The following is a 445-nucleotide window of genomic DNA, read 5'->3' as shown; positions in this document are numbered from 1 at the left end:
CATGCTAGGGAAAGACGTGTTTAAGCTCAAGCCGTTGATAAACAAAGATAATATCCCCTTTATGCGCTCATGGCTGACGCAATCGGATAGTCATCACTACACGTTAATTGTTGTTCTTTTCTTTACACTCCATTTAGCCCTAGCAAACCAACCACAAACACTAAGTATTGAGTCATTAACATGGCTATTAGGCGCTCTAGCTGTAGGACTCACCTACACATTCGGCTTCACAGGGCTAGTGCTAGCTCTCAGTGCAAACACCTTCACACAACATATCACGAGTTACCCTATTGGACTGACAGGTCTTCTAGCTACATCAATCTATTTAACGACCTTGTCATTATCTATTTTGCTCCCTTACTACAAGCACGAAAACGAAAAACTAAGTGACAGAATACTCGGAGATAGCACCGAAACAATTCAATTTATTGTACTGGCATTTATT

The 445-nt window shown here is 40.9% G+C and carries 1 protein-coding gene; it reads left to right on the top strand.

Going from position 1 to position 445, the window contains the following annotated elements; genetic code table 11:
• Positions 1-16: 16 nt before the first annotated feature.
• The coding region (locus A3739_RS07170) for a hypothetical protein (protein ID WP_156502441.1) at positions 17-445 on the top strand (429 nt) is incomplete at its 3' end.

It is taken from the genome of Oleiphilus sp. HI0067 (assembly GCF_001635735.1).
The sequence above is the reverse complement of the archived record's forward strand: the minus strand, read 5'-3'. Positions and strand labels throughout refer to the sequence as shown.